Annotated in this window: 19 protein-coding genes and 1 pseudogene; 7 read left to right on the forward strand and 13 right to left on the reverse strand. The window is 72.8% G+C overall.

The window, feature by feature from the left end:
• Positions 1-19: 19 nt before the first annotated feature.
• Positions 20-820 (reverse strand): SDR family oxidoreductase, encoded by an 801-nt coding sequence (locus IEY75_RS06635; protein WP_189113301.1) that lies wholly within the window; start codon positions 818-820, stop codon positions 20-22.
• 5 nt (positions 821-825) lie between these two features.
• Entirely contained in the window at positions 826-1,905 is a 1,080-nt protein-coding gene (locus IEY75_RS06640) for an N-acetylneuraminate synthase family protein (RefSeq protein ID WP_229789399.1), read from the reverse strand.
• 141 nt (positions 1,906-2,046) lie between these two features.
• Between IEY75_RS06640 and IEY75_RS06645 the strand changes: the two genes are divergently transcribed.
• A complete protein-coding gene (locus IEY75_RS06645) occupies positions 2,047-3,132 on the forward strand; it encodes a helix-turn-helix transcriptional regulator (protein ID WP_189113303.1) in 1,086 nt (361 codons plus the stop codon).
• A 10-nt stretch (positions 3,133-3,142) separates the two neighbouring features.
• Here the strand turns inward: IEY75_RS06645 and IEY75_RS06650 are convergent, their stop codons facing one another.
• The 3 genes from IEY75_RS06650 to IEY75_RS06660 form a co-directional block, all read right to left on the reverse strand.
• Complete coding sequence (locus IEY75_RS06650; protein WP_189113304.1) at positions 3,143-4,543, reverse strand: methylaspartate mutase; 1,401 nt, start codon at positions 4,541-4,543, stop codon at positions 3,143-3,145.
• Positions 4,540-4,986, reverse strand: a complete 447-nt coding sequence (locus IEY75_RS06655) for a cobalamin-dependent protein (protein WP_229789400.1) — start codon at positions 4,984-4,986, stop codon at positions 4,540-4,542. Before IEY75_RS06655 ends, IEY75_RS06650 begins: the two co-directional genes overlap by 4 nt.
• Before the next feature lie 69 nt (positions 4,987-5,055).
• A complete protein-coding gene (locus IEY75_RS06660; RefSeq protein ID WP_229789401.1) occupies positions 5,056-6,210 on the reverse strand; it encodes a fatty acid desaturase in 1,155 nt (384 codons plus the stop codon).
• A gap of 497 nt (positions 6,211-6,707) precedes the next feature.
• Here IEY75_RS06660 and IEY75_RS06665 point away from each other — a divergent pair, with 497 nt between their 5' ends.
• The 3 genes and pseudogenes from IEY75_RS06665 to IEY75_RS06675 form a co-directional block, all read left to right on the forward strand.
• Complete coding sequence (locus tag IEY75_RS06665; RefSeq protein ID WP_229789402.1) at positions 6,708-7,916, forward strand: cytochrome P450; 1,209 nt, start codon at positions 6,708-6,710, stop codon at positions 7,914-7,916.
• A 17-nt stretch (positions 7,917-7,933) separates the two neighbouring features.
• Positions 7,934-8,143: a ferredoxin gene (locus tag IEY75_RS06670; protein ID WP_189113408.1), complete on the forward strand. Its 210-nt coding sequence runs from the start codon at positions 7,934-7,936 to the stop codon at positions 8,141-8,143.
• A 79-nt stretch (positions 8,144-8,222) separates the two neighbouring features.
• Positions 8,223-8,846 (forward strand): annotated as a pseudogene (locus IEY75_RS06675) (response regulator); the annotation flags it as partial.
• A 65-nt stretch (positions 8,847-8,911) separates the two neighbouring features.
• On the opposite strand, the gene IEY75_RS06680 reads toward IEY75_RS06675, so the two are convergent.
• Entirely contained in the window at positions 8,912-9,706 is a 795-nt protein-coding gene (locus tag IEY75_RS06680) for a hypothetical protein (protein ID WP_189113307.1), read from the reverse strand.
• Between the two features lie 232 nt (positions 9,707-9,938).
• Between IEY75_RS06680 and IEY75_RS06685 the strand changes: the two genes are divergently transcribed.
• A complete protein-coding gene (locus tag IEY75_RS06685; protein ID WP_189113308.1) occupies positions 9,939-10,766 on the forward strand; it encodes a hypothetical protein in 828 nt (275 codons plus the stop codon).
• A gap of 62 nt (positions 10,767-10,828) precedes the next feature.
• Here IEY75_RS06685 and IEY75_RS06690 read toward each other — a convergent pair whose 3' ends face one another.
• The 6 genes from IEY75_RS06690 to IEY75_RS06715 form a co-directional block, all read right to left on the reverse strand.
• Complete coding sequence (locus IEY75_RS06690) at positions 10,829-11,599, reverse strand: polysaccharide deacetylase family protein (protein ID WP_189113309.1); 771 nt, start codon at positions 11,597-11,599, stop codon at positions 10,829-10,831.
• Positions 11,596-12,942 carry a polysaccharide deacetylase family protein gene (locus IEY75_RS06695; protein WP_189113310.1) on the reverse strand — a complete coding sequence of 449 codons (1,347 nt, stop codon included), beginning with the start codon at positions 12,940-12,942 and terminating at the stop codon, positions 11,596-11,598. Before IEY75_RS06695 ends, IEY75_RS06690 begins: the two co-directional genes overlap by 4 nt.
• 64 nt (positions 12,943-13,006) lie before the next feature.
• On the reverse strand, positions 13,007-14,515 hold the full coding sequence (locus IEY75_RS06700; protein ID WP_189113311.1) for a polysaccharide deacetylase family protein: 1,509 nt from the start codon (positions 14,513-14,515) through the stop codon (positions 13,007-13,009).
• Entirely contained in the window at positions 14,508-15,926 is a 1,419-nt protein-coding gene (locus tag IEY75_RS06705; protein WP_189113312.1) for a glycosyltransferase family 2 protein, read from the reverse strand. Before IEY75_RS06705 ends, IEY75_RS06700 begins: the two co-directional genes overlap by 8 nt.
• A gap of 10 nt (positions 15,927-15,936) precedes the next feature.
• Positions 15,937-17,244 carry a nucleotide sugar dehydrogenase gene (locus IEY75_RS06710; protein WP_189113313.1) on the reverse strand — a complete coding sequence of 436 codons (1,308 nt, stop codon included), beginning with the start codon at positions 17,242-17,244 and terminating at the stop codon, positions 15,937-15,939.
• A gap of 519 nt (positions 17,245-17,763) precedes the next feature.
• The gene (locus IEY75_RS06715; RefSeq protein ID WP_373290220.1) at positions 17,764-19,425 is read right to left on the reverse strand and encodes a sensor histidine kinase; all 1,662 of its coding nucleotides are present in this window, start codon (positions 19,423-19,425) and stop codon (positions 17,764-17,766) included.
• A gap of 541 nt (positions 19,426-19,966) precedes the next feature.
• Here IEY75_RS06715 and IEY75_RS06720 point away from each other — a divergent pair.
• Positions 19,967-20,896 carry a M28 family peptidase gene (locus IEY75_RS06720; protein WP_189113314.1) on the forward strand — a complete coding sequence of 310 codons (930 nt, stop codon included), beginning with the start codon at positions 19,967-19,969 and terminating at the stop codon, positions 20,894-20,896.
• A gap of 104 nt (positions 20,897-21,000) precedes the next feature.
• Here IEY75_RS06720 and IEY75_RS06725 read toward each other — a convergent pair whose 3' ends face one another.
• Positions 21,001-21,597: a hypothetical protein gene (locus tag IEY75_RS06725; protein ID WP_189113315.1), complete on the reverse strand. Its 597-nt coding sequence runs from the start codon at positions 21,595-21,597 to the stop codon at positions 21,001-21,003.
• A gap of 344 nt (positions 21,598-21,941) precedes the next feature.
• On the opposite strand from IEY75_RS06725, the gene IEY75_RS06730 reads away from it, so the two are divergent.
• Positions 21,942-23,120, forward strand: a complete 1,179-nt coding sequence (locus IEY75_RS06730; protein ID WP_189113316.1) for a cryptochrome/photolyase family protein — start codon at positions 21,942-21,944, stop codon at positions 23,118-23,120.
• Positions 23,121-23,130: the final 10 nt, after the last annotated feature.

Here is a 23,130-nt window from a genome sequence, read left to right on the forward strand (position 1 = left end):
CCTCCGTTGCTCGTGGGCGTCACCAGCACACGAAGCCCCCGTCTACGAGGAGTTCAGTGCCGGTGACGTACCGGCTCTGGTCCGAGGCCAGGAACAGCATCGGGCCGATCAGGTCCTCGGCCCGCGCCAGCCGGCCCAGGGGTACGCGGTCGACGAACTTGCGCAGGAACAGCGGGTCCTGGTCGCCGAGCACGCCGCCGGGCGACAGGACGTTGACCCGCACGCCGTAGGGGCCCCACAGCGTCGCCAGGTACCGGGTCAGCGCCGCCACCCCGGCCTTGGACATGCCGTAGGCGGGCGGCTTGAGGAACGGCGGGTCCATCTCGATGTGGTCGTAGAACCGGACGTCGGGCGCCACCGTCGCGTACAGCGAGCCGACGTTGACGATCGCCCCCCGCCGGTGCCGGACCATCTCCGCGCCGAAGACCTGGCACATCCGCAGCACTCCGGCGGCGTTGACGTCCAGCACCGCGGCGGACAGCTCCTCGGGCAGGTCCTCGAACAGGTAGCCGGCGGCGCTGGCCGACGGCGGCTGGTCGATGCCCGCGTTGTTGACCAGCACGTGCGGCGGGCCGCACTCCACGAGGCACGCGGCGAGCGCCTCGCGCAGCCCGGGCAGGTGCGTCACGTCCCCGTGGTGGTACACGAACCGCCCGCCCCCCTGCGCCGCCGCCGCGCGGAGGGCGGCGTCCTCGGGCTCGACCCGGTCGAGCCCGAAGACGTGGGCGCCCGCCCGCAGGAAGGCGCCGGCCCACACCTGGCCGAGTCGACCGGCCACCCCGGTGACGACGACGGTCGCGGCGGCGAGGTCGCTCGGCACGGTGCTCAGCCCGCGCTCAGGGCGCCGACCGGCGCCGGGGTCACGAGCAGGTCGGCGTCGAAGGCGCCGTCGGCCGGCAGCGGCGTACGCAGCCGCAGGCCGACGACCTCGTCGAGCTGGTACGGCTTCATGCCGTCGCCCGGCGACTTGCAGGCCACGTCCTCGGCGGTGACCAGGTGGCCCGCGGGCAGGTCCCGGGCGGCCACCAGCTTCTTGCCCATCTTGCGGACGGCCGGCGCCTCCTTGTCGCTGCACACCTTGGCCGGCGCGCCCAGCGCCTGCCGGGTGCGGGCCAGGGACGCGACCAGCTCGCCGAGCAGCGGCGGGTCGAGCGAGAAGTGGTGGTCGCTGCCGGGGCGGGACTGGTCGAGCGTGAAGTGCTTCTCGACGACCCGGGCGCCGAGGGTGTAGGCGAGGCAGCTCGCCTCGTTGCCGAGGTCGTGGCCGGAGAAGCCGACGACGACGCCGGGGAACTCGCGGCGGTAGGTCCCGATGACCGACAGGTGCAGGTCCTCCGGGCCCGCGGGGTAGACGGCCGTGCACTGGAGCAGGGCCAGCCGGTCGTTGATCGGCAGAATGGTGTCGACGGCGCGCCGGACCTCGTCCATCGTGGCGCCGCCGGTGCTGACCACCAGCGCCTTGCCGGTCTTCGCCGCGTACGCCAGCAGCGGCGTGTTGGTGAGGTCCGCGGACGCGATCTTGATGGCCGGCAGGTCGAGGTCCATCAGGAAGTCCACCGACGGCAGGTCGAACGCGGTGGAGAAGAAGTCGATGCCCAGCTCCCGGGCCAGCGCGGCGAGGTGGGCGTACTCCGCGCGGCCGAACTCCAGGAACTCGCGGTGCGCCCCGTAGGTGGGGCCGTAGGAGTTGCGGCCGGTGTACGGCTGGTCGTACATCTGCTTGGTGAACAGCGCCTTGTTGTCCCGTTTCTGCAACTTCGCGGCGGACGCTCCCGCGGCGGCGGCCTGCCGAAACAGCTCCTCCGCCTTTTCCAGCTTTCCCTCGTGGTTGTGGCCGATTTCCGCGATGACATAAGCGGCAGTGTCATCGGCGATCCGTCGGTCAGAAATGTGGAGTTCGCGCACAGTGCCCCCGACCTTCATATGCGTTCGAAATCGCTACGTGTGCTGCACGTCGATGATGCCGCGCGAAGAAGCCGGTCGTTGTGCGCGATCCGCTGTCCTATGATGGACATGCCCAAAGTGGACACGGACGGATCGGTGGTTATGACCACACTGAACACCACGGACCCGATCGACCTGGACGACTCCTGCGTGGCCGCCTACCAGGTGGCGGTCCGCAGTGGCGGTTTCGTCCCCGAGAATGTCGCGGCGGAGCTGGCGTGCGGCGAGGACGAGGCGCTGCGGATCCGCGCGGTCCTGCTCCGGATGCGGCTGCTGGCCCCCGGCCTGGACGACGGGGTGTACCTGCCCGCCGACCCGGAGATCGCCGAGGGCGAGCTGTCGGCGGAGCTGGAGGCGGGCATCACCGCCCGCCGGCACCGGCTGACGCAGATCCACGAGCGCCTGCGCCCGCTCGCCCCCGTCTACGCCGAGCACCGCCAGCACGCGCACGACGCCGCCGCCGTCCGCCTGATCGACGACCCGGCCGAGGTGCGCCGCGAGCTGAACGCCGCCGCGCGGCACTGCGCGCGCAGCGTCTTCACGATCCAGCCCGGCGGCGCGCGCAGCCCGGCGGCGCTCAACCAGGCGGTCGGCCGGGACGTCGCCATGCTGGAGCGGGGGGTGACGATGCGGATCCTGTACCAGCACACGGCCCGCGCCAACCTCACCACCCGCACGTACGCGCGGCGGGTGACCGCGCTCGGCGCCGAGGTCCGCACCACGGACGAGATCCACGAACGCCTGATCATCTTCGACGGGTCGGTGGCCTTCGTGCCGCAGCAGCGGGTCGCCGGGCGGTCCCCCGGCGCGGCGGTCGTGACCGACCCGACGGTCGTCGGCTTCCTCTGCCACCTGCACGACCGGGTGTGGTCGGCGGCCCAGCGGTACGACCCGGAGGACACCGAGTACAGCACCACCTCGGTGGAGATCCGGCACTCGATCCTGCGGCTGATGGCCACCGGGCTCAAGGACGACGTCATCGCGCGGCGGCTGGGCATGGCGACCCGGACCTGCCGGCGGTACATGGCCGGGATCATGGAGGAGCTGGGCGCCACGAGCCGGTTCCAGGCCGGGGTCCGGGCCGCGGAGCGGGGCCTGCTGCCCCGCGAGGACGCACCGCGCGCCCCGGTCCGGCAGCAGCTCGGGCGGGAGCACGCCGGGGCGGCGCGGGCGGGCGCGGCCGCCTGAGCCGCGCGGCTCAGGCCGAGGCGCGCACGCCGGCCTCGGGCGCGGCGGCCCGCGGCGCCGGTGCCGGCCGGTGCTCGCCGAACAGCAGCGGGAAGTAGTTGATGTCCGCCGTCAGCTCCAGGTGCAGGGCGGTGAGGTCCGGCGGGCCGTCGCCCAGGCGGAGCTGCGCGCGGTGGCGGCGGACCGTCTCCGGCGACAGCGGCAGCCGCCCCGGCGCGAGGATGCGGATCGCCCCGGTCGGGTCCCGGCGCGGGATGACCTCCGACCGGGCGTGCCGGCTTGCGCTGAACGGGATGTCGAGCCGGCCCGCGGCGAATGCCCGCACGACCGCCCCCGCGGTGTCCCGTTCGGCCAGGACCGGCTCCACCAGCTCGGCGACCTCGGCCAGGACCCAGGCCAGCTCCTCGGCGGCGGCTCCCTCGTCCACCGCGAGGAACCCCAGCAGCGGCGAGTTGGCCCGCTGCGCCAGCCGCAGCCCCTCGGCGTTGGCGGCGGCGTCCGGGATGCCGAACGCCTCCTGGTAGGTCTTGGTGAGCAGCTTGGACGCGCCGCCGAGCCGGGCCACCAGCGCGCCGTACAGGATCAGGTCCTCGGCGTTGCCGCGCTCGCGCGGAAACACCCCCATGAACTCGTGCAGCACCGGGTGCACCTCGACACCCGCCGGCAGGTACCGCCGGGCCAGCACCGGCACGGCCCGCAGGGCGGCGACGTCCTGCGCCAGGTGCCCGCCCTGCGGGTACGCCACGGACAGGCAGCGCACGCCCGCCCGCGCGGCGAGGACCCCCTCCAGGACGCTGACGGCCAGGCTCACCGACGGCGGCACCAGGACCGCGGTCAGCGTGCCGAACAGCTCGCGGTCGACGGTCACCCCCAGCGCGGCCAGCTCGCCGCACCGCCGGTCCACCTCGGCCCACGCGGCCAGGGAGTCCGCCAGCGGCACGTCCTTGGAGTACGGCAGGTTGTAGGAGATCCCCCCGCCCTCGAACGAGGTGATGCCCGAGGCCACGGCCACCTCGAACATGAGCCGCGCGTCCGGCGAGCCGTGCCGGATCTGGACCGGGACGCCGACCAGTTCGTTCAGCTCCCGGCCCCGGCGCCAGCCGTGCGCCACCAGCGGGTAGCCGTTCAGCTCGCGGGGGCTGAGGTGGGCCAGCCGGCGGGCCTGGGCGAAGTGCCCCAGCCGGGTGTGCGAGTCGATGGTGATCGTGAGCAGGTCCGGGCGGGCCTGGTCGGCCAGCGTCCCCAGCAGCGCGCGCATCGCGTCGTGCCCGCCGACGCCGCACCGCGGCTGGACCGCCACCCGGCCGGTGGCCGCGGCCCGCCGCAGGACGTCCGCCGCCGACTCCTTGCCCAGCGACCGGATGTAGTCGACGGACTCGGCCAGCGGCGGCGGCGCGGGCTCGGTGGTCATGAGGCGGCGCGCGACCAGACGGCCGACCGGCGGGCCCGCCACTCGTCCAGCAGGCCGGGCAGCTCGGCCGGGTCCTCCAGGATCCGGTCCACCCCCAGGTCGTACAGCCGGCTGTGGACGCCCTCGTCCTTGGTGCTGCCCACCGACAGGTTGCCGCCGAGGATCACGGGGCAGCCGATCGCGCCGGTGGCCTTCGCGTCGCGCAGGTCGCGCAGGTCCTCCAGGGCGTGCCCGTTGACGCTGCCGATGATCACGGCTTCGGCCGCCGGGTGCGCGGCGCAGGCGGCGGCGAACTCGCTGACCGGGGTACAGGTGCCGAGGTTGACCACGGTGAAGCCGTGGCCGCGCAGGGCGTGGGCGATGAGGTGGTTGGCCACCGCGTGGGCGTCGCTGGCGGTCACCCCGAGGATGACGACCCGCGGTGCTGCGTCGTGCTGCTGCACAGCTCTCTCCGTCCTGGTAGCTGGTCCGCGGTCCGGGTCCGGGTCCGCGGTCCGGGTAGCTGGTCCGCGTCAGTCGTCGAACGCGGCGAAGATCTCCCGGCTGCTGACCGCGGCGATCCGGCCGACGTGGTACTCGTCGGGGTCCGCGGCGCGCAGGGAGTCGAAGACGAGGTCGATGGCCGGGACGAGGCCCCAGACGTGCCGGTACGGCGGCCAGCCCCGGTGCCCCGCGTCGAGGTCGCGCTGCCGCGCGAACAGGTAGTCGTACCAGTCGCGCGCCGTCGGGTACCGGTGGTGGTAGTCGTGCACCACGGTGTCGCCGGTGAGCACCAGGTACCGGCTCGGCACGTGCACGCACAGCATCCGCGCGGCCCACCGGCACCAGTCGCGCGGCCGGCCGCCGACCGGTGCCGCCTCCCCGATGAAGATCGCGTTGGTGAGGCCGGCGAAGTAGTCCCGGCCGCGCCGCGGCTCCAGCCCGGCCGGCGGGAAGGTGTGCTTGACGCACAGCCGCAGCGTGTTGCTGACCTGGAACAGCGGGACCAGCGGCACGCACCAGGCGACGAGGAACGCCGCCCAGGTCCCGGTCGCGCCGGTGGCCGCCAGCGCGCCGCCGTAGAGGGCCACCGCGGTGGCGCGCTCGCCGGGCGCGGCCCGGCTCCAGAACGACCGGGCGCGCGACACGGCGAAGCGGGCGTGGAAGACCGGCGACACGATGCGCCCCAGGACCCGGCGCCACATCTGCGCGCGGGTCATCCCCGCCCGCAGGCCGAGTCCGATAAGGAACGCCTGCACCGTCGGGTCGCGCAGCGTCATGTGGTGCACCGCGTGGTGGTCGGCGACGTGCTCGCGGCCGTACCGCTGGAAGTTCTGGATCACCAGGAGGGCCGCGACGGCCCGCCCGATGGCGGTGTCGGTGCGCCGGTGCCGGTACATGTTGCGGTGCGAGCACTGGTGGAACACCATCATGCGCAGGTTGCGCATCCCGTGCAGGGTGACGCACCAGCCCGGCGGTACCGCCAGCAGCCACCACGCGCCCGCCGTCCAGGCGGCCGCGGCGCCGCCGGTCCCCACGAGCATCGCCGTGACAGCGGCGACCAGGTGGTAGGTGGGCGACCAGCGCGGCGGCCGCTGGCCGCTCAGTGGTTTTCCGGTGAGCAGGGTGAGCGAAGTCTGGAGGAATCCGGGCAGCGCCCGCATCGTCTCCCGCGGCTCGATCTCCATCGCACCTACGTCCACTTTCGCGCGGATCTCCGGTGGCCGATCACTAATCCCACCCGGTGTCGCCGCTGCGGGTGCTGTTCTGTGCGCAGTTATGCATCCTGTCCGTGAACATCCGAGATCCCCCATGTGTGGTTGTCGCAGATCGGCAGTCACGCGGGCCGCACCGGGTACAGGATGCACTGTGGTGTCGAGTCGGCGGGCGGCGGCTCGATGGCCGCAATATGACAGGCCGGAACTGGACAGGGCATCCGATCTTCCGGCGCCGCCGGTACACAAAAACAACTGGCGAAGAATGGGATCATCGTCTACATCGGACAGACAATTCTGATACTCCCGGACATCCGTTCCGGGCCGCCGGCCGCGGGGTCGGCGACCGGGGCCGGGAAGTCGGCGGCGCGGCAGGCATGGACGGCCGACCTACGCGTGGGTAGCGTGGCGGTCGGCGAGTGGATGGCAGGCCCGCGTGCCCTGGGCGCGGGGTGAGGATGGGGGACCCCGTGACCGATGTGACCACACAGTCGACACCCGTTTTTCCGCTGCCGCGCACCTGTCCGTTCGCCCCGCCCGCCGAGTACGACCGGCTGCGCGCGACGGAGCCGGTCGCCCGGGTGCCGCTGCCCAACGGCGACTGGGCGTGGGCGGTGAGCCGGCACGAGGACGTGCGGTCGGTGCTGACCGACTCCCGGTTCAGCTCCGACCGGACCAACCCGCTCTTCCCGCGCCTGGTCAAGGGCGAGCGGGTGAGCACCGACGCCGCGCCCTCACTGATCAACATGGACCCGCCGGAGCACGGCCCGGCCCGCCGCGCGGTCGTCGGCGAGTTCACCGTCAAGCGGATGCAGGCCATGCGCCCGCGGATCCAGCAGATCGTGGACGGCTGCCTCGACGACCTGCTGGCCGCCCCGCGGCCGGCGGACCTGGTCCGGCACGTGTCGCTGCCGGTCCCGTCGCTGGTCATCTGCGAGCTGCTCGGGGTCTCGTACGCCGACCACGACTTCTTCCAGAGCCGGACCAGCCTGATGATCGCCCGCGCCACCCCGCACGAGGAGCGGATGCAGGCGTTCGGCGAGCTGAACGACTTCCTCGGCACGCTGGTCACCGCGAAGGAGGCGGCGCCGGGCGACGACCTGCTCGGCCGCCAGATCCTGCGGCAGCGGGAGACCGGCGAGGTGGACCACGCGGGGCTGGTCAGCCTCGCGTTCCTGCTGCTGGTGGCCGGGCACGAGACCACCGCCAACATGATCTCCCTCGGCACGGTCCTGCTGCTGGAGAACCCCGGGCAGCTCGACCGGCTGCGCCGCGACCCGGAGCGGACGCTGCCCGCGGTGGAGGAGCTGCTGCGGTACTGCACCATCGCCGACCTCGCCACCTCGCGGGTCGCGGTCGCCGACGTCGAGGTCGGCGGGGTGCTCATCCGGGCCGGCGAGGGCGTGCTCGCGCTGGGCAACGCCGCCAACCGCGACCCGGAGGTGTTCGCCGAGCCGCACGAGTTCGACATCGACCGCGGCGCCCGGCACCACGTCGCCTTCGGGTACGGGATCCACCAGTGCCTCGGCCAGAACCTGGCCCGGCTGGAGCTGCAGGTCGTCTTCGACACGCTGTTCCGCCGGTTCCCCGGGCTGCGGCTGGCGGTGCCGATGGCGGAGCTGCCGTTCAAGGACGACGCGTTCGTCTACGGCCTGCACGAGGTGCCGGTCACGTGGTGAGCGCGGGCGGGGTGGCCATGCGACTCGTCGCCGACGTGACCCGCTGCGTCGGCGCGGGCCAGTGCGTGCTGACCGACGCCGCGATGTTCGACCAGGACGACGCCGACGGGACGGTCGTCCTGCGGGTCGACACGGTGCCGGCGGCGGCGCAGGCGGCCGCGGCGGAGGCGGTCGCGCTCTGCCCCGGCCAGGCCCTCGCGCTCGTCCCGGAGGAGCGCGCACCTTAAGGGAGCGTGAGGTCGCGGCGGAAGGACGGGGGACTTTCGCCCCTGCCCGGACTGACCGATTTAGAGTAAAAAGGTCCTTATGATTCGGGTTTTCCTGCTCGACGACCACGAGGTGGTCCGCCGGGGCATCACCGACCTGCTGGCAGCCGACTGCGGAATCGAGGTCGTCGGCGAATCCGGGTCCGCGCAGGAGGCCGTCCGGCGCATCCCCGCCCTCCGGCCCGACGTGGCGATCCTCGACGCGCGCCTGCCCGACGGCAGCGGGATCGACACCTGCCGGGAGGTCCGCGCGGTCGACCCCACGATCCGGGCGCTGATCCTCACCTCGTACGAGGACGACGAGGCGCTGTTCGCCGCGATCATGGCCGGGGCGGCGGGGTACGTGCTCAAGCAGGTCCGGGGCACCGACCTGCTCGACGCGGTGCGGCGGGTGGCCGCCGGCCAGTCCCTGCTCGACCCGCTGGTCACGGCGCGGGTGATGGAGCGGATCCGGCGCGGCGCGGCGGCCGAGCCCGACGAGCTGGCCTCGCTGACCGTGCAGGAGCGCCGGATCCTGGAGTACGTGGCGCAGGGCATGACCAACCGCGAGATCGCGGCGGAGATGTTCCTGGCCGAGAAGACGGTGAAGAACTACGTGTCCAGTGTGCTGGCCAAGCTGGGCCTGGAGCGCCGCACCCAGGCCGCCGTGCTGGCCACCCAGTTGTGCGCCCAACGGGCGGTGGCCGGGACGCGTCAGGCGTCCCGGCCACCGGCCGTCGGGGGTGCGGGTCAGGACAGCGTGCTGACCTTGTAGTTCGAGAAGTTGAAGTCCGTGTTGTCGCCGCGCAGGCCCACCCGGCCGGGCTTGGTGATCGGCGCGCAGCCGGTGCCCTTGTCGGTGATCGAGAAGACCGGCACGTCGGCGCGGTTGACCCCGATCGTGACCGAGCCGTCCTTGTTGTTCTGGACGTTGGCGGAGTACCACTTCCACTGGCCCGGGGTGGGCTTGTACTTCACCGCGCCGGTGCCGAGGGTGTAGTAGGTGCCGCCGTTGGAGGGGCCGCCGGGGCACTTCTTCTTGGCGACGATCGCGCCGTCGCGGCGGGCGACCGAGACGTAGTACAGCGACGCCTCGTGCTGGTAGCGCAGGAAGATGTGCAGGCCGTCCCAGTCCACGACGGGGGTGCTGCGGGTGGCGGTCTGGCTGTTGATCAGGAGCTTCATCCGCACCTGGACGTCGCCGAAGTCGGCGCGCTTGGTGGTGAGGCGGAAGATCGCCGAGTTGGTGCCGGGGTTGGAGTCGCCGTCGGGGACCCGGTCGTTGACCGGACCGCTCCAGTAGGCCGGGCCCTCCGCCGTGGGGCGGGTGAACAGCGAGCCGCTGTCCATCTGCCAGTCGGGGGACTGCACCGCGTCGCGCGCACCCTGGTTCCAGTACGCGTACTCGTTGGTGACGAGGCGCGTGTCCGCAGCCGGCGTCGGCGCGTAGAGCGTCGTGACGGCCGCGGCGGCCGGGGTCGGCATGACTGCTGCACCGAAGGCGAGGGCGGCGGTGACGGCGAGGGTCTTGATCCGGTGCTGCATCCTGCGGGACTCCCATGGTCGTGCGCCGAACGGTGGCGGTCGTCGGCGTCAACAGACCCATCGGCGGTGCCGCAGGACCGGACGAGTGGGGAAGGAGTGCAGCTCGGGTGCACGCCGGGTAGCGAACGCTAAATGAGAGATAAGGCTTTTAAAAGGTCTTATGAGGTACAATGGGAGTTCTGTCATGTTTATCCCGTTTGTCACGGGAACCCCGCATCAACCAGAGGCGTAGATGTCCCTTCCGCACTTCCCGCGCACAGCGCTGGCGACCGCGGCGCTGCTGGTCGGCACGCTTTCCGTACCGGCTCCGACGCCCGCCTCGGCGGCCCTCATCAATCTGCCGCTGTGGAGGTCCACCCCGTCGATCGACGAAGGTCTGGTAACCAACGAATTCGCCACGTACAACCCGCTGCTCTCGATCTCCCGGTACTCCCCGGACTGGGTGATGAGCAGCGGATCGCTCTTTGCCGTCCACTCGCCGTACGGCCCCGCCTACTACAGCGGCCACGTGGACGACCGGGAGCCCGACGCGCTGTCGGCCCGGAGCACCAACTCCGCCATCTTCCGCATGGTCAGCCGGCGCGACGACTTCCGCAACAACACCGTCCGGCTCAAGATCCGGGTCACGGACCAGCGCAGCACCCGGTCCACGCCCCGCTCGGACTGGGACGGCGTGCACCTGTGGCTGCGCCACCAGAGCGAGACGCACACCTACTACGCCAGCCTCGCCCGGCGCGACGGCCGCATGGTGATCAAGAAGAAGTGTCCCGGCGGCCGGATCAACGGCGGCCGGTACTACGAGCTGAGCGACGAGATCGACGGCTTCCCGATCTACGAGGACGAGTGGAAGCGGTTCACCGTCACCATCCGCAACAACTCCTCCGGCTCCGTCACCATCGGCGTGTACCGGCTGGACAAGCTCGTCCTGCGGGCGGTCGACGACGGGGTGGGCTGCGAGCCGATCACGTCGCCGGGCCAGGTCGGCATCCGCGGCGACAACACCGAGTTCGCGTTCGCCGACTTCGAGGTCGACCCCTGGGAGTCCGAACCGGGCGAGTGAGCCCGCACGCGACGAAGGAGGGGGTGGGCCGCGGCCCACCCCCTCCTTCGTCGTGCTCCCGGCTAGCGCAGCGCCGCGGTGCAGTAGCCGCGCGAACGCAGCCCCTCGATGATCGCCGGCAGCGCCTCGACGGTGTTCTGCGCGTCGGCCGTACCGTCGTGCAGCAGGACCGACATGCCCGGCTGGGCGTTCTGCACCACCGCGTTGGCCAGGTCGGCCGGCCGGCGGCCGCGCCAGTCCTCGCTGTCGAACGTCCACGAGGACGGCCGCAGCCCCAGCTCGTTGGCGACGGTGTCGACGGTGCGCCCGCCGCTGCCGAACGGCGGCCGGACCAGCACCGGGGCGGGGGCCCCGGCGGCGGTGATGGCCTCCTGGGTGCGGACGAGCTGGTCCCGGACGACCGCGGCGTCGAGGTCCGCGAGGTGCGGGTGGTCCCAGCTGTGGTTACCGACGGTGTGCCCGTCGGCGACCATCGCCCGCACCGTGGTCGCGTCGGCCCGCGCCTTCTCGCCGAGGACGAAGAAGGTCGCCTGCGCCTGGTACGCCCGCAGCACCGCCAGGACCGGGCCGGTGTACGGACCCGGGCCGTCGTCGAACGTCAGCGCCACCTGCCCGCGGGTGCACGGGTTGGCCAGGGCCGACGCGGGCGGGTCCAGCCGCGGGGTGGTGGCCGGCGAGGCCGCCGGTGCCGCGTCGACCGTGGTGGCCGGGCGGACCAGCAGGACCGCGGCCACCGCGAGCGCCGCGGCGGTCACCCCCAGCTCGGCGACGGAGCGCACGACCGACCGGCGGGCCGGGCGGGTGTCGTTCTGGCGGCGGACCCGACGACTCACGCGGCGCCACCGACCTCGGCGAGGTGGTAGTCGTCCGTGATCACGGTGCCCAGGCCGGTCAGCGCGAGGCCGAAGCTGAGCGCCGTGGCGCCCGCCGGGACCGCGGGCGAGACCAGCTCGGCCATCGACCAGGTCTGGCCGTCGGCCCGCACCGGCCCGGTGCGCCAGTACTTCCACGCGCCCTCGGCGTCCTTGTAGTAGAGGACCATCCGCACGCTGGTGGTCGGACCCCAGGAGCCCTTGTGCCAGACCTGCGCCCGGTAGGTCCTGCCGGGGGTGACCTCCGGGGCGCACGCGGCCTCGGCCTGGTGCGTGATCAGCTTGCGGTCGCCGGAGGTGTAGCTGGTGACCTGGACCTGCTGGGCGTACGAGCCGGTGTGGCCGCCGGTGACCCGGGACCAGACGACCGAGTTGGTGCCGAAGCCGCCCTTCTGGAAGCAGCTCGGGGTGCTGACCGCGCCGACGGCCTCCAGGCTCGGGTTGACGACCAGGTTGCCGGGCTGCGTCGGCAGCTTGGGCCCGTTGACCCCGGGCTGGGCGTTGCCGCCGACGACCTCGTCGACGGTGCGCACGACGGTGCCGGAGCCCTTGCGCGCGTTCAGCCAGTCCAGGAACTGGCCGAACAGGGTCGGGCTGATGGTGTACGTGCCGCCGCACACGTTCGCGCAGACGTGGTGCAGGACGAGCTGGACCCAGCCGCCCCCGTCCTGCTCCGCGTTGGTGACGTAGGACTTGAGTTCGGCCAGCGTCGTGGTGTCCTTGATCGAGTCGCTGGCGCGCGTCATGAACGCGTTCTGCGCCGGCATCTTCTCCGACTTCGGGCACGTCGCGCACGTGTTCGGCGACACGATCCCGCCGACGGTGCGGGCGCTGTTGTAGCCGCACTTGGCCGCGACCGCCTGGGTGGTGCCGTCGGCGTCGCCGTACGGGTACGCCAGGCTCTTGACCTGGAAACCGCGCTGGATCAGGTTGACCCGGTCGTCGCAGATCTCGCGCTTCTGGTCGTCGGTCACCAGCGTCGGGAGGTCCACGTGGTCGGTGGTGTGGCCGCCGATCTCGTGGCCCTGCGCGACCAGGGCCTCCAGGTCGTCCTGGGAGAGGAAGCCGGCCGCGCCGACCCGCCCGGAGTTGACGTAGAAGGTGCCCTTCATGCCGCGCGCGTTCAGCAGCGGCGCCGCCTCGGTGAGGTGGTTCTTCACACCGTCGTCGAAGGTCAGCGACACCACGGTGGGCATCGTCTCCTCCTGGGCGTACGAGCTGGCGCTCGCGATGAGCGCCACGCTCGCGGCGACCGCGATGGAGACCGGCCAGACGGCCTTTCGCAGTCGGGGGAATTTTCGCATCAATGTCCCTGCCATCACTCGGGGCCGGAGGTGTCCGGCCGGCTCTCTCACTTGCTCCTCCCGGTCAGCCGGTGGTCACCCCCGTCATGCGGGCCCGGTTGAGCGAAAGCACACAGCCGCCGGTGGTCTCGGCGCCGAAGGCGACCCCGCCCGCGGCGAGGCGGTGGTCGACGGCCGCGGTCAGCGGCGCGCCCCCGGCCACCTGGACCCAGGCGCGGCGCCCCTGCACCCGCACCTGCACGGTCCGCCGGATGCCGGCCGGCACCGCGCGCTCGGCCAGGGTCCGCCGCGGGCCGTTGAGGATCTGCTGCCGGATGGCGACCCGCGCGTTGCCGAGGGCGACCTCCACGCGGCCGTAGTGGCCGGTGCCGGTGCCGGTCCGGACGCCGATCACCGCGGTGCACCGCGGGTTGGTGCCGGAGACGTCGGCGGAGACGGTGTAGTCCAGCCAGCGGGTGGTGTTGACGTCCGGGTCCTCGCAGAGGCCGGAGCGGCGCGCGTCCAGGACGATGAGCTGCGGCGAGCGGCGGCAGCGCACCGGGTTCGTCGGGTCCGGCTGGAGGTCCAGGTCGGCCAGGTCCGCGGGCGGGGTGACCGGCTGGGCGCCGTAGATCAGCTCCATGAGGCGGCCGGCGCCGAGCGTCGTGCGCACGCCGATCCGCGGCAGGTGCCAGCGCGGCGACCGCGCGCGGACCGCGTCGATGTGGCCGGTGGGCACTCCCTCGCCGAGGAACGCCAGGCCGTACCCGGCCTCGGCCAGCAGCTCGGGCAGCGCCTTGCGCAGCTCCGGCTGCTCGTCGTCCTGGCCGGCGTCGCCGAACGGGTAGGCGAAGGCCGCCGCCGGCCCGCCCAGGCGCTTCCTGAAGTACCCCTGGCTCGCGGCGAGGTCCGCGCGGACGCGGTCCTTCCACTCGTCCAGCGACTCGACCCGGCCGTCGCGCAGCTTCAGGTGCGACAGCCCCGGGCGCAGGTTGCCCGGTACCGGGACCATCGTGTCCAGCGCGTGGGTGCGCGCGCCGAACTCCCAGCGGCCCGTGTCGCGCAGGTCGCCGAGCTGGCGGTGGGACAGGTACTTCGACGGGGTGCCGGCGCTGACCAGGCGCCCGGTGGTGAGGAACGCCGCGGCCGTGAAGCCGTGCCGGGCCAGCATCGGGTCGGCGGTCGTCCAGTCGGTGATCGAGCCTCCGTCGAAGGTGATCAGGACCGCCCGCGGCGGCAGGTCGACCTGGCCGCCGTCCAGCATGGCCCGGACGTCGGCGAGCCGGACGCTGCGGTACCCCGCGCCGGCCAGCGCGGCCAGGTGCGCCGCGAAGGTGTCCCGGCTGATCGCGCTGGACTCCCGCGGCTTGTCGGTGATGCTGTGGTACGTCAGGACGGTCACGGTGTCCGGGACGATCGGCACCGCGCGCGCCGGGGCCGCCGGCGCGGCCGACAGCGCCGCCAACTGCGGCGGGTCGAACGGCTTGCTCAGCTTCACCCAGGCGTCCACGGCCACGGCGAGGGTGACCACGGCCAGCCCCGCGGTCAGCACGCGGAACAGGCCGCCGACGACGTTGTTGTTGCGCTCAGACATGGCTCACCGCCCGGTGGGTGCTGGCCGGCCGCGGGGACGGCACGGAGGTCGGTACGGCGTCGCGGGTGCCCCACTTGCCGTCGCGGATGCGTAGGAGTGCCCAGAGAAGCTGCGGCGAGAAGGCGATGTAGAAGAACGCGCCGAGAAACGCGTACGGCCACAGCCCGTCGTTGCGCAGCGCCCGGTACAACAACGAGTAAGCCCCCGAAATGAGGTACAACCCGACGAAGTACACGACCGGAAAACGCCCGTGCGTGAGCGGCTGGATGAGGCTGTACAGCAGCACCAGCGGGCTGAGCAGCCCGGCCAGCGTCTGCACGGCGACCGCCGGCAGCGCCCGGGTGCGCGACCGCCAGATGTGCCCCAGCAGCAGCGGACCCTCCCGCGACCAGGACTTCTTCCAGCGAAGCTGCTGGCGGAAGAACTTGCCGTACTCCTCGGGCGCGTCGGTGTGGGCCTTGGCGCGCGAGTCGTACTTGGCGGTCCAGCCGGCCTTGAGGATCCGGTTGGTCAGCGCCCGGTCGTCCCCGTACGTGCACTCCACGCCCAGGAACCGCTGGTGCTCCCACTCCTCCAGCAGCGGCAGGACGGCCTCGCGGCGGTACGCGGCGAAGCAGCCCGAGCAGCAGGTGACCGCCCCGAGCACCGACTCGGCGCTCTTGAGGAGCTGGAACGAGATGTAGTACCGGGTGGCCTGCATCCGGGTCAGGGTGTTGGCGAACGCGTTGCGGACGAAGGTCAGGCCGGAGATCGCCCCGACCCGGCGGTCGTCGAAGCCCTGCACGAGGTGCCGGATCGCGTCGGGCTCCGGCATCGAGTCGGAGTCGACGAACACCAGGATCTCGGCCGTGGTGGCCCGGATCCCGGCCGCCATGGCGGCCCGCTTGCCCTGGTTGCTGCCCAGGTCGATGCAGCGGACCGCCCCGGCGGGGTAGAGCTGCGCGGCGGCGTTCATCTGCTGCCACGTGTCGTCGGACGAGCCGTCGTTGACCACGACCAGCTCCAGCTTGTGGCCGGGGTAGTCGAGCTGGCGGCAGGAGTGGATCGTCCGCGCGACGGCCTCCCCCTCGTTGAACGCGGGCACCACGATCGCCACGGCGGGCTCCAGGCCGACGTTGCGCGGCGGCCGGTAGAACAGCGCCAGCCCGAAGCGGCTGAGCACGTACCCGGTGACGACGATCGTGTACCCGGCGGCGAACAGGTCGCCGCGCAGGTACGCGACCTTGACGCCGAGGTGCCAGGCGATCAGCGCGCAGATGCCGCCGACCGCCAGGAGCGCGGCGACGGCGACCGGGCCGGTGCGGTCCGGTCGCCCGTCGCCGCGGGCGCGCGGGGCGCCGAAGGGGAGGGATTCGGGGTGGGGGTCGCGGGCGACCGGAGTGGGCGGCCCGTCGGAGGAGCGTTGATACACGGTGGCGCCCTTACAGTGTGGAGACGTGCGGGGCTGGGGCGAAGCGGTTCCGGGTGTCGAGCAGCCGCGTCGCGGCGGCGCTGATGGCCGGGTAGTCGAACGCGTCGTGGTCGGTCACGAGCACGCAGAGGTCGGCGCGGGCGGCGGCGGCGACGATGTCGCCCGGGGCGACCGGCTTGACGCCGGGGAACTCGCGGGCGAGCCGCACCGGCAGGTCCCGCACCAGCGGGTCGGCGACCGAGACGGCGGCCCCGCCCCGGACGAGCTGCTCGATCAGCCCGGTGGTGGGCGTCTCCCGGGTGTCGCCGCTGTTCGGCTTGTACGCCAGGCCCAGCACCAGCACGTGCGCCCCGTTGACGGCCATCCGCCCGTCGTTGAGCTGCTCGACGATGCGCTGGTAGACGTACCGCGGCTGGTCGGCGTTGACCCGCATGGCAAGGTCCACGAAGTCGAACCGGCGGCCGAGCGTGCGCTCGATCCGGTCCGACAGGTACGCCGGGTCGACGGGCAGGCAGTGGCCGCCGACCCCCGGGCCGGGGTTGAACCGCTGGTAGCCGTACGGCTTGCTGGCGGCGGCGTCCAGCACGTCCCAGATGGAGACGTGCAGCGCGTGCGCGTGCCGGCTCAGCTCGTTGACCAGGGCGATGTTGACGTGCCGGTAGGTGTTCTCCAGCAGCTTGGCCATCTCCGCGGTGGCGGCGCTGGGGCAGGCGACGACGGTGTCGCAGATGCCCGAGTAGAAGCTCTCGGTGGCCCGGCGGCTGGCCGAGTTCACGCCGGAGACCAGCTTCGGGGTGTTGCCGAAGTGCCAGGTGGCGTTGCCCGGGTCGATCCGCTCCGGCGAGAACCCGACGAGCAGGTCGCCGTCCTCCACGGTGATGCCGGCCGCGTTGCGCTCCAGGGCCTCGCGGAACTCGCCGTCGGTGGTGCCCGGGGCGACGGTCGACTCCAGGACCACGAGGCAGCCGGGGCGCAGGTGCGCGGCGAGGTCCCCCGCGGCGGCCAGGACCGCGGTCAGGTCGGGGCGGTCCTCGCGCAGCGGCGTCGGCACCGTCACCAGCGCGACGTCGAAGCCGGCCAGGTCGCGGGCGTCGCGCGTGGGCAGGTACCGGCCCGTGCCGAGCAGGCCGCTGACGTCCCCGTCGGTGAGGTCGTCGATCGGCGAGACGCCGGAGCGCAGCGCCTCGATCTTCGCGACGTCGATGTCGTACCCGACGACGGTGTGCCCGGCCTCGACGGCGGCCCGGGCGGCCGGGAGGCCGACGTAGCCCTGGCCGACCACGGCGACCCGGGACAGCGAGGGTGGTGTGCACTTCATGGCCGCAGCCCTTCCAGAAGGAGTCCAGATTGGAGACAAGCAAGGGCACCCATTGACCGATATCGGCAAATGCCCGAATTGTCCATGCGGTGGACTAACGCGAGGAGGACGGAAGTGGCACGGATCGGCGACACAAAGCAACTTCGGAGCTAGGTCAATCAGGGTCGCCGCTTCGTTACCGAACCGTGCGCCCGAACGTCGTACAAACAGTCACCGAACGGGCCATATCGACACCTCCTGGCCTGGTCAGACGCCCTCTGGCCCATCGGTTACGGGAACCGCACGGACGAGGGAGGCGACGACCCCGGACGGGGGAAGCGAATTCACCCGTGGCGGCCGCGCGGGACGGTGCCCTGAAGGCCCACGACCCCGGCACGTCCGGCCCCGCGCGCGGGCCGCCCGGCCGGCGTCGGGGCGGCCGTCCGGTCGACGTCCACTGCGGACCGGGCCGACCCGGCCCCACCCTGCCGGATGCGCCGGACGGCGCCAGTGCCGGAGGTCCCGCCCCGGCCCCGCCCGTCACCGCGCCGCGGCGGCGGCGACGCAGGCGTGCAGCGGGGTCCACCAGTACAGCCGGGTGCCGCGGGGCCGCGTCCGGGCGACGACGAACCCGCCGCCGTGCCGGTCGGCGCGCTCGGCCAGGTTCACCAGGCCGCTGCGGGCGTCCGCCGGGTCGATGCCCACGCCGTCGTCGGTGACGGTCAGGCTGACCCGGTCCGCGACCTCGACGACCACCTCGACGGCGCCGCAGCCGGCGTGCCGGGTCACGTTCGACAGGGCCTCCTGGAGCACCGCGAGCAGGTCCGCCCGGACGGCGTCGGGGACCGCGCTGTCGACCGGCCCGCGGATCTCGATCCGCGGGGCGAACCCCAGGCTCGCGGCGGCCGCGCGGATGATCTCGTACAGCTCGCCGCGCAGCGCGCCGCACGGCGGCCGGCGCAGCTCGAAGATCGTCCGCCGGATGTCGCGGATGGTGGCATCCAGGTCGTCCACCGCGGCGTCGATGCGCTGGCGCACGGTCCGGGCGGCCAGCAGGCCCGCGCTCTGCAACTGCAGGCCGGTGGCGAACAGCCGCTGGATCACCACGTCGTGCAGGTCGCGGGCGATCCGTCCGCGGTCCTCCAGGACGGCGAGCAGCTCCCGCTCCTCCTGCGCCCGGACCCGCTCCATCGCGAGCGCCGCCTGCGCCGCGAAGCTGGCCAGCAGGGGCAGGTCCTCCGGCGGCTGGGCGGCGGCGTCCGCCGCCCGGGCGACCACCAGCACGCCGTGCAGCGTGTCGCCGGCCGCCAGCGGCGACACCACCGCCGGGCAGGAGCCCACGGGGACCGGCCACGGCGCCGCCCGACCCAGGTCCTCGACGACGACCTGGCGACGGCTGATCACCACGTCGGCGACGGCGGTGCCCGCGGCGGGCAGCACGGCGCCGGTCAGTCCGGCGACCACGCCCCCGGGGTGGTCGGCCACCTCGACGGTGAACTGGCCGCCGTCCTCGTCGTAGAGCAGCACGATCGCCCACTCGGCCTCGGCCACCTCCCGGGCGCGCCGCGCCACGAGCGTCAGCGCGTCGGTCCGGCGGACCGTGCCCAGCAGCAGCGAGGTGATCTCGGCGGTGGCCGCCAGCCACCGCTCCCGGCGGCTGGCCGCGGCGTACAGGCGGGCGTTCTCGATGGCGACTCCGGCCGCGGCGGCGAGCGCGACCAGTACCTCCTCGTCGTCGTCGGTGAAGCCCGCGCCGCCGCGCTTCTCGCCCAGGTAGAGGTTGCCGTAGAGGGCGCCGCCCACCCAGACCGGCACGCCCAGGACCGGCAGGATCCCCCCGGCGGCGGGGCCGCCCGCCGCCGGGGGGCTGTCGAAGCCCGGGTGGGCGGACCCGTCGGTGGCGTACGTGACGAGGTGGACCGGCTGGCCGGGCGCCCCGAGGACGGCGAACGCCCCGTACCGGGCGTCCACCAGGTCGCAGGCCGCTTCGGTGATCCGCCGCAGCGTCATCCGAAGATCCAATCGCGAGCTGATACTGGCCACCACCGCGTCCAGCAGCGAACGCAGGCAGTCCCGACTGAGCCGCACGTCGCCCACCCGGCTCAACATCCCGTGCAGCAGCGCGTCCGTCCGCGCGCGGGACAGCGGGGTCAGCGCGAGCGACAGCGCGCTGGCGCCGAGAACTCTGGGCTCGACGTTCACGCACGGATCGTAGCGATGCTATTACCCGCGGGCCTCGCGCGCACCCGTCGAGTCACCGGTTAGACGCACCCCCACCTGGGCAGGTACCACTGTCGACACATACCCCGCGGGGGCAACCGGCCATGTGGCCCGGGCCGCATGGCCGGTTGCCCGGGCCGACGGGTGTACCGGGGGGGGGCGCGACGCCACCGCGCGCCGACTTTCCACGGCGCAATCACCGCGGTGCCGCGGTCCACAACGGATCGGATCGACGCACCCCGCCGGCTCCCGCCGGCACCGCGGCGGAGTCGTCCCCGGCGCCGCCCGCGGCCGGTACCGGCGGGCGGCCGACGACACGCGGAGCGGCCGCCGGGCGGGGCCGACAACCCGGACCAAGCGGACTATAAGCCGCGAGCACGGTACGCCATTTATGGATTTCCATCTATACACGCCCCCGCATGGGACCTACTGTCGAGGACAGTCGCATCGACGGCACTCATAGTCATGTCGTCGGCGGCCCCGACACCCCGACCCATCCCGCTCCGACACCCTGGGAGTGCCCATGCGCCACCGCCCGCTCGTCGTCGCCGGCCTGGTCGCCGCGCTCAGCGCGACGGCCGTCCTCACCGCCACCATGGCGCAGGCGGACACCACACCCGTCCGGCTGGTCGCCGCCGACCCGCCGACCATCCCGACCAGCGCCCCGCTCGTGCACATCGGGGACCTCCAGAAGATCGCCGACGCCAACGGCGGCACCCGCGCCCACGGCCGCCCGGGGCACAAGGCGTCCGTCGAGGCGGTCAAGGCCAAGCTCGACGCGGTCGGCTTCAAGACCCAGGTCGTGCCGTTCAACCACGCGGGCGCGCAGGGCTGGAACCTCATCGCCGACTGGACGGGCGGCGACGAGAACAACATCCTGATGGTCGGCGCGCACATCGACAGCGTCACCGCGGGCCCCGGCCTCAACGACAACGGCTCCGGCACCTCCGCCATCCTGGAGGTCGCCCTCCAGGTCGCGAAGGCCAACCTGAAGCCCACCCGGCACCTGCGCTTCGCGTGGTGGGGCGCCGAGGAGATCGGCCTGATCGGTTCGTCGGCGTACGTGCGCGCCCTGCCCGCCGCCGAGAAGTCGAAGATCAAGTCGTACCTGAACTTCGACATGGTGGCGACCAAGAAGGTCAAGAAGTGGGGCGTCTACAGCGACGGCGACAAGGCCCTGGCCGCCGAGATCAAGGCGTGGTACGACGCGCGCAACGTCCCCACCGTCCCGCTGGACATCAACGGCCGCTCCGACCACGCGGCGTTCACCCGCGCCGGCATCGCCGCCAGCGGCGTCATCTCCGAGGACAGCCTCAGCAACCTGGACCCGTGCTACCACAAGGCGTGTGACACCCAGACCAGCCTGAGCCCCGACGCCCTGGGCCTGGCGACGAACATGATCGCCGGCGTGATGTGGAAGCTCTCCGGCGCCAAGGTGGCCGCCCGCTCCTGAGGCGCGGTCCCCGGCCCACGGGAGGGCCGGTTCCCACCGACGAGAGAAGGCCCGTCCTACCGAGGGGGTAGGGCGGGCCTTCTCGTGTGCGGCGGTGCGGCGGGTCAGCCGACCTGGGCGAAGCCCTCGTCGGGAACGCTGTCGTACCCGGCGAGCGACTCGGTGTTGTTGACGTCGAGGTCGTACATGGTCTCGACGCGGTAGCCGGCCTTGGCCGGGTTACCGATGCAGCTCAGCGGGATGGTGATGGTGTGCACCCCGTTGACGAAGTCGCCGTTGCCGGTGCAGGCCGGGGCGTCGGTGTCGGAGGCCGGGAGCTTGTAGACGTCGGCGTAGATGTCGCCGTCCTCGTCCAGGCCGTACTCGACGTCGAAGTCCTCCTTGTTGTCACCGTTGGTGTCGATCAGGAAGTCGGTGAGCGAGGACTCGCTCTCCCAGTTCGGGTCCTCGGCCGGGCTGAGCTGCTTGGCGGTCTTGTAGGTCAGCACCAGGTTGGCACCGGACTTCTTCACGTCCCCGTTGGTGATGTCGGCGTACGGCGCGTCGACGAGCTCGTCGTCGTCGTTGTAGACGTCGCCCGCCGGGTCGGTCACCGCGACCGGGGCCGCGGGGGTGACCGCGAGCGCCGGGGTGGCGAGACCGAGGCCGATGGCCGGAACGGCGACGACGAGCGCCGCGCGCTGCCAGGTCAGGAGCTTCATGAAGTGTGGTCCCCTCTGAGGTTGCGGTTGCGATCGCCGACATTACGAATGTCGTCGATATGACACAAGAGGCCGGTGGGCTACTAGTTTTCACGGCCTTTGCCATAGTCCACAAGCGGTACCGACCGAATTGGACGACTTTCCCAGCAGATATCCCGCCCCGAGCAACCTCTGCGGGCGAGAATGACGGGCGTCGTCCCGTGCCTGCACTCCCTTCCCGAGCGTTTCCGCCGCGAAACCGGCGAGTGACATGGATAACGATCTCTCGGCGCGGCGACCGGGCGGCGGCCGCGCGGCGCGGGAGGATGGCGGACGTACCCGCCGATTACGGAAAGGGCTCCGGCATGGACACCGCGATCGTGCTCTTCACCCGCGATCTCCGCGTGCACGACAACCCCGCCCTGGCGGCGGCCTGCCAGCTCGCGCGGCGCGTCGTCCCGCTGTTCGTCCGCGACCGGGCGGTCCGGGCCGGGGACCCGCGGCAGGCGTTTCTGGCCGGGGCGCTGGCCGACCTGCGCGGGTCGCTGCGGGAGCGCGGTGGCGACCTGGTGGTCCGGGAGGGCGACCCGGTGGCCGAGACCCTCCGGCTGGCCCGCGAGGTCGGCGCCGAAGGGGTGGCGGTGGCGCGCGACGTGTCCCGGTTCGCGCAGCGGCGGTACGACCGGCTGGCCGAGGCGTGCGGAGCGCACCGGATCGCCCTCAAGGGGTTCGACTCGGTGACCGTCGTCGCGCCGTTCGCGCTCAGGCCGGCCGGCGGCGACCACTACAAGGTGTTCAGCCCGTACTGGCGCCGCTGGCGGGAGCTGCCGCACCGCGCCGTCCTGCCGGCGCCGTCGAAGGTGGAGCTGCCCGCGGGCGTGGCGGTCGGCCGGCTGCCCGGCGGCGCCGACCGCGCCCCGGTCCCCGGCGGGGAGCGGGCCGCCCGCGAGCGGATGCGCCGCTGGGACGGCAGCGACTACGTCGAGGGCCACGACGACCTGGCCGGGGACCGGACGTCGCGGCTGTCGCCGTACCTGCACTTCGGCTGCCTGTCGCCGGTCGAGCTGATCGGCAAGGCCGGCGTGCCCGAGGAGTTCGTCCGGCAGGTCTGCTGGCGGGACTTCTACGCCCAGGTGTGCGCCGCCTTCCCGCAGATCGTCGACACCCCGTACCGCCCGGGCGCGCACGACGAGTGGCGCGGCTCCGACGCCGACTTCGACCGGTGGGCGGCCGGCGAGACCGGCGTGCCGCTGGTGGACGCCGGGATGCGCCAGCTCGCCGCGCAGGGCTGGATGCACAACCGGGCGCGCCTGGTCACCGCCTCGTACCTGACCAAGGACCTCGGCGTCGACTGGCGCCGCGGCGCCGCCCACTTCATGGCGGCGCTGGTCGACGGGGACGTCGCCAACAACTACGGCAACTGGCAGTGGGTGGCCGGCACCGGCAACGACACCCGGCCGTACCGCAAGTTCAACCCGCACCGGCAGGCCGAGCGCTACGACCCCAGCGGCGGATATCGACAGCGATGGCTGGATCGGGTGTGATGTCGCGCGC

The organism is Pilimelia terevasa, assembly GCF_014647915.1.
Lineage (GTDB): Bacteria > Actinomycetota > Actinomycetes > Mycobacteriales > Micromonosporaceae > Pilimelia > Pilimelia terevasa.